A 6,000-nucleotide genomic window follows, 5' to 3' on the forward strand; every position below is an offset into this window, starting at 1 on the left:
GGCAGGCTGGATCCCCGAAAGTCTGGCTGAGCTGAGAGTTTGATGCCGAAAACTCTGTCCCTAAACCATTTGGGTGTGAGCTGTGACTCCAAGGAGGAGATACAGCCATCAAGGGAGCCGCCTTGCTGAGCAAAGAAACAAGAGGGCTTGGCAAGGAGTTGCCCTAAAGCTGCTAGCCACCTTTTGCTTTGCCTGCTTGGGGGTAATCATCCGGCTCAACACTCCCGCCCTGCACCCTTTTGAGATTGTGTTTCTGCGCAACCTCTTCGGGTTTCTTGCCCTGGTACCGCTGCTTCTGCGAGCAGGGATCCACTCTCTGCACACCGCCAAGATGAGCTTTTACCTCCTGCGCTCGGCAATTAGCACCCTGGGAATGCTGCTTTCCTTCTGGGCGGCCAGCCTGTTGCCTTTGGCAGAGGCCACGGCCCTGAGCTTTGTCCAGCTTTTGTTTGCTGGCATGATGGCGGTTTGGGTGCTGGGAGAACAGATGCGCCCCTCGCGCTGGCTGGGTTTGGGCTTAGGAGTTGTCGGGACTTTGGTGATGCTGAGGCCGGGCTTTCGCGAATTCTCTTTGGGCACAGGGCTAGCCTTAGCGGCGGCGGCGCTCTTTGCCTGGGTGATCATCGTGCTTAAGATCCTCGCCCGCACCGAGTCCAGCCTCACGATCACTGCCTACATGGGCCTGTTGCAGACTCCCCTTTCCTTCTTGGCTGCCGTTTGGGTTTGGACCTGGCCTTCGCCGGAGCAGTGGCTGTGGATGGTGGCAATGGGGCTGTTGGGCAGCCTTGGCCAGGTGGCCCTTGCCCAAGCCTACAAGCTAGCCGACGTAACGATGCTCCTGCCTTTGGATTTCTCCCGCCTCCTCTGGGCTAGCCTGCTCGGGTTCTGGGTGTTTGCCGAGATCCCGGATGGGTGGACTTGGGTAGGCGGAACCTTGATCTTGGCAGGCGCCACCTCCGCGGCATACGGCGAGGCCCGCCAAGTTCGTAGCAGGGGAGCCTGCCAAGGACAATGACTTACACCCGTGGCAGGACGGGGCTGGAGCTGGTCACGTCAGTGGTGGTGAGGGCCACCAGCAGGGCTTCGGGGCTAACAGGGAAGGGTAGGTGGTGGATATCCGATCCCGGCTGGCAGGCCACTTGGGCAGCGTGCAGCAGCTCGGCGGATCCCAGGTGATCTAGCTGTAGATCCTGCAAGTTCAGGGGAAGTCCCACCTGGCGGTAGAACTCCAGCAACTGAGTGCGGGCCGCCAGCGCCAACTGGCTTCCCTGCAAGATCTCCTCCAGGCGGAGCTGGGCCAAGATGCCAAAAGCCACTTTCTCCCCGTGCAGGGTGGCCCGGTGCCCCCTCAGATGAGTAAGGCCATTGTGGACAGCGTGGGCGGCCACGGTGCGACACTTGGCCCCTCCCAAGCCGCCGACGATCCCCGCTAGGCAAATGCAGGCATCCACCACTTGCTTCCAAGCAGTTCCGCCCGGCTCCCTCAAGGCCGCCAAGGATTGCTGGAACAGCAGATCCCGCAGGACACGGGCTTGTTGCACAGCAGCAATCACCAAGGCATCTTCCGAGTTGCCACTGCTTACAGAAGACTCGTACCACTTGGCCAAGGCATCTCCGATCCCAGCCACTAGCGTGCGCGCTGGGGCTTGCAGAATGAGCTCGTAGTCCAGGATCAGGGCATCGGGAGCTTGATCCAAGGCCACATCCCGCTGAAAGGCGCCTGCATCGGAGTAGATGTTGGACAGGGCACTCCAGGCGGCACAGGTGGCGGCAGAGGTGGGCACCGTTACCACTGGAATCTTCAAACGATGGGCCACCAGCTTGGCCGTGTCCAGGGCCTTGCCGCCTCCTACCCCCAAAATGCCGGTTACCGATTCTGCTGTGGCCAGTGCCTGCAGGCGAGCCAGCTCCGACTCACTGCAGTCAACCCCGTAGGTAGTCCAGTAAACCTGGACGGCGGGATCCCGAGCAAAATTGCGCTTCAGGGGCAGCTCTGCCACGGCCAGGGATCGCTCCCCCCCAATGACCAGCACCCGGGATCCCAGAACCGTCAGAGGTACAGTCCCCAGAATGCCCCTGCCCCGGTACAGGCGGGCCGGCGCCGGGATGGCTAGGTCAAATTCACAAGTTCTCATTCCCAAAAGGGGCAATTACAGACTACGATTCTAGCCGCAAGTTCTGCCTTTCCCACCTCAGGTGTAGTCACGGGCAGGCCTCGCCTGCTTAGAAGGGGTTGAAGGGAGGGTCTGCTATCACAAATCTTTGCCAGCAGTCAACTACGAGTGGTGGTAACCCCCCAACAGATTGGGTAGTATGCGTCTAGCAGTGGCGCAGAGGGTGGGGTTTCCCAGCGTGTTCGGCTTCTTCGGCGGTTTCAAAGCCCAAACCATGCTTGGGGTGGAGATTAACCCCGAGCGCATCGCCGTTGCCCAACTCAAAAAGCAGGGTAGTGGCCGCTATCGGCTGGCTCACTACCACAGCGTGGCAATGCCCGAGGGGGCGATGGCCGAGGGGCGCATCCTCGATCCCAACACCGTTGGCCTGAGCTTGGCTAACTTGCTCAGCGAGTACAAGGTGCCCACCAACTTGCCGGTGGCAACCGCGGTGCCGGCGCGGGAGGCCATTGTTCGCCTCCTTCGCCTACCGGCTGATCTGCCTGCCGATGAACTGCGGCGGGTGGTTTTGGAGCAGGAGGCGGAACTCTACATCCCCTACCCGCGGGATCAGGCGGATGTGGACTACCAACCCCTGGGCCTTGACCTTTCCCAGGATGGCATTGAGCGCATCGAGGTGCTGCTGGTGGCAATCCCCAAGGAGGTGGTGGACAACTACCTGGCGGTGCTGCAAGCAGCCAACTTGAAAGCGCGCTGTGTGGAGCTGGCCAGCTTCTCCCTCATTCGCACCATCCGCGACCAGCTCCTCCAGTACAGCCCTCAAGAGGCAGTGTTGCTCAGCTCCATCGGCTACGACAGCAGCGAGATCAGCATCTTGGTCAACGGCATCCCCCAATTTACCCGCACGGTTAACATCGGCACCGTCCACATGCGGCAGGTGCTGACCCAGGCTCTCAGTTTGCCCTTCAGTCGCACTGGCGAGCTGTTGCGAACTCTGAGGTTACCCCTGCTCAACCCCAACGAGGTTTTGCTTGGCGGTGGGCAGGCGGTTTCCAGCAACCCAGGCGTGGCCGCAGTGGCGCGTGTTGTTACCGACTTGGCCGATGAGCTGAAGCGCTCCATTGACTTCTTCACGAGCACGGAAAGCAACTTCCCGGTGGTGAAGGTCTTTCTGGCCGGCTCCGGGGCCAGTATCGGCCAGGTGGATGCTTTCCTATCTCAGTCGTTGGGCATGGCTGTAGAGCTGGCGGATCCTTTTGGCAACATCCTTGTGCCGGATGCCATCGAGGTGCCTCTAGAGGAGCGCCCGGCGATGGGAGTAGCTTTGGGTCTGGCCATGCGGGAAGCCGGCAAGGGATGACCTGCAATACCTAAGCGAGGCGACAGATGTACACCCCAGAGATCAACTTTCTTAAAGAAAGACCAGAAGTTCCCGCCTCGGTCCAGACAGGGGCAGAGGCAATAGCTGCCCCACCCACTGCCGCAGGAGTGGGGAGCTGGGCCCTGGCCCTTGGCCTGGGGTTTGCTGCGGCTGCTGTGGCCATGGGGGGTTTTTTGTATTTCCAGGCCCACTTCTTGCGCCAGAGAGATGCCCTAAGGGCAGAGCGAACCCGCCTCGAAGGGGAACTCAGCACAGCCAATGCCGAGTTAACCCGACTCCAGGGCCTCAGCCAAGAATTACAAACCATTCGCGCCCAGACGGAGGGCTTCCGCTCTTTCCTGGGATCCATCCAGCCCTGGTCAGCCATTTTGGAGGAAGTGCGGCGCCGGATCCCTGGCCAAGGGGTGTGGATAACCAACATCAGCGCTTCTGGGGACACCGTAAACATACAAGGAGAGGCGCTGGATTTTCCCTTGGTGAACGACTTTTTGCTCACCTTGCTGGATTCCAACTTCGTAACCAGCGCCGTTCTCAACAGTGCCTCTCGAGCGGAGGGCACACCTGAAACTGAAGCCAGCGTTGCTTACAGCATAACAGTTACTGTTCGGACTATCGGGGATCCCGACCCAGAGTTTACCCGTGAGCTGGAACAGCGGGGAGCAATAGGCCTAGTTGAAAAGATCCGTACCTTGCGTCAAGCGGAGGCGAACTGATGACTGGCTCGCTGGAAAGTTTTCACGATGAACAACTGATGGCACCTCCAGCAGGGCCGCCGGTACTGCTGGGTGTCGAGCTAACTCCCATTCGCATTGGACTTCTGATTGGAATCTTGGGTGTGGGCATGGCGGGCTTTCTGGCCTTCACCCAACTTCGTCCCCTGATCGAAGAAGTGCAAGCCTTGGAAAGAGAGGTGGCCCAAAAAACCAGCCAGTTGCAGGAGGTACAGGGCCGGGTTGCCAGCCTGCAGGATCTGCCCAACCAGATCGAGAGGGCTCGCGGGCAGCAGCAACAGCTCAGCGCTTTGTTTGCTACTCCTGAGAATGCCGACACTCAGCTGATCGATCTCAACCGCCTGGTGCAGGGGCAACCTAACAGTCAGTTGCTCAGTTTCAGCCCTTCTCCTTTAACGCCAGCTTCTTCGGACAACCCCGAAGTGCCCGCAATCATTGCTCCAGCCATCCAGGTGCAGACCACGCGCGTCACAGTGCAGGGTCCCTACGCCGACATTATCAACCTCATGAGAGACATCGAGCGTTTTCGGGCTCTGTTCCGCGTGGGCAACCTCTCCCTCAATCCCGTTCAAGGGAGGGGGGAGCTGAACGTCGCCTTCGACTTGACCGCCTATTACTACAACAAAGACATTCCCTTGGGTACTGCCCCTGCGCCCGAAGGACAACCCTCCCCTGCACCAGGACAGCCCGCCCCTACTCAATCTGAACCAGAGCAGCCAGCACCCGGTCAATAGGTCAGCCTGAACCCTGCTTAGGCTCTGGTGGCTGACAGCAGGCTCTGTCGCAAGGGGCAACCCAGAGGTGAGGGACATCTATCTAGTGTGACTGTAGGGAAGATTGGAGAAAAAAGCCTCTACAGGTAGTGGCAAAAGCCGAAATTTCGGCTTTGATTAGGGAAGCACGGCCTAGACCTGTGCTGAGGGTCAGGCAGGAACATGCTTGGACAAGGGAGTGAGGTGTGAGGATAATGAGCCGTCGAGTTGCTTGGGGGTGGGCATTGAGCTTGATCCTTTCTCTGCCCCTGTTGGCCGTAGAAAGCCGGCCTGATGAGGCTGCTGCCCAACAATTGACCTCCACCCATCCGCAAAGCCTCAGCCGTATCACCGATATTCGGCTAGTGCCCCACGGCAACCGCATGAGACTGGAGATCCAAACCACGGGGGGCGCCCGTCCGCAGGTGTTCTTTACCCAACAGGGCCGGTCTTGGATTGGGGATATCGCCAATGCCCAACTGGATAGAGGTCAAGGCCGCTATCGTCAGGATTCTCCCCTGCCGGGAGTGCGCTTCATCGAAGCCAAGCAAATAGGTAGTGACAGCGTGCGGGTAGAAATTGCCGGCGTTGCGGCAGCTCCCCAAGGCTTGCTGGCCCAGCGTAGCCCAACGCAGTTGGTCTTCGAGTTTGAGGGCTTGCCCTCTGCCCTGCCAGCTCCTGTAGCTGCAGCCCCCAGCCAAGAAGTAGTGCCCAATCAACCAGCCTCGCCAACTCGAGCTCAGCCTGGTGCCCCACCGGCAACCCCTGCCTCTTCTCCGGCTGCTCAAAACTCTCCTTCTCCCCGCGTGGCAGCTGCTACTCCTCAGCCTCTTGCCCAAAACTCCCCCTCTTCCCCGCCAGCTCAGACAGCTCCTACTCCTCAGCCAGCTTCTCCTAGGCCGGTCATTTCTCAGGTGCCCTCCGTGGGCCAGCTTAACCAACCGCAATTGCCGCCAGGAAGCTTGCCCACTGGATCCCCCTTCCAGGGGAGAGCTGTGGCCCCTCCTGCTGGAGATATTGCC

6 protein-coding genes are annotated in these 6,000 nt (G+C 59.9%); 5 read left to right on the forward strand and 1 reads right to left on the reverse strand.

Annotated elements, in window-relative coordinates:
* The first annotated feature begins 82 nt into the window (after window positions 1-82).
* The gene (locus NW804_RS08230; RefSeq protein ID WP_414423299.1) at window positions 83-1,015 is read left to right on the forward strand and encodes a DMT family transporter; all 933 of its coding nucleotides are present in this window, start codon (window positions 83-85) and stop codon (window positions 1,013-1,015) included.
* Between the two features lies 1 nt (window position 1,016).
* Here the strand turns inward: NW804_RS08230 and NW804_RS08235 are convergent, their stop codons facing one another.
* Window positions 1,017-2,135: an iron-containing alcohol dehydrogenase family protein gene (locus NW804_RS08235; RefSeq protein WP_414423300.1), complete on the reverse strand. Its 1,119-nt coding sequence runs from the start codon at window positions 2,133-2,135 to the stop codon at window positions 1,017-1,019.
* A gap of 178 nt (window positions 2,136-2,313) precedes the next feature.
* On the opposite strand from NW804_RS08235, the gene pilM reads away from it, so the two are divergent.
* From pilM to NW804_RS08255, 4 genes are all read left to right on the forward strand, one after another.
* Entirely contained in the window at window positions 2,314-3,474 is a 1,161-nt protein-coding gene (gene pilM / locus NW804_RS08240) for a type IV pilus biogenesis protein PilM (protein WP_414423301.1), read from the forward strand.
* Window positions 3,475-3,500: 26 nt separating this feature from the next.
* Window positions 3,501-4,208: a PilN domain-containing protein gene (locus tag NW804_RS08245; RefSeq protein WP_414423302.1), complete on the forward strand. Its 708-nt coding sequence runs from the start codon at window positions 3,501-3,503 to the stop codon at window positions 4,206-4,208.
* Entirely contained in the window at window positions 4,208-4,960 is a 753-nt protein-coding gene (locus tag NW804_RS08250; RefSeq protein WP_414423303.1) for a hypothetical protein, read from the forward strand. Before NW804_RS08245 ends, NW804_RS08250 begins: the two co-directional genes overlap by 1 nt.
* Before the next feature lie 233 nt (window positions 4,961-5,193).
* A partial coding sequence (locus NW804_RS08255) for an AMIN domain-containing protein (protein WP_414423304.1) occupies window positions 5,194-6,000 on the forward strand: 807 nt, incomplete at its 3' end.

This window comes from Synechococcus sp. WC10meta (genome assembly GCF_047461475.1).

Excerpts from the sequence above, each read along its gene's own strand:
- NW804_RS08235 (WP_414423300.1), bottom strand. The coding sequence starts at position 2,135 with ATGAGAACTTGTGAATTTGACCTAGCCATCCCGGCGCCGGCCCGCCTG.
- pilM (WP_414423301.1), top strand. The coding sequence starts at position 2,314 with ATGCGTCTAGCAGTGGCGCAGAGGGTGGGGTTTCCCAGCGTGTTCGGC.
- NW804_RS08245 (WP_414423302.1), top strand. The coding sequence starts at position 3,501 with ATGTACACCCCAGAGATCAACTTTCTTAAAGAAAGACCAGAAGTTCCC.
- NW804_RS08250 (WP_414423303.1), top strand. The coding sequence starts at position 4,208 with ATGACTGGCTCGCTGGAAAGTTTTCACGATGAACAACTGATGGCACCT.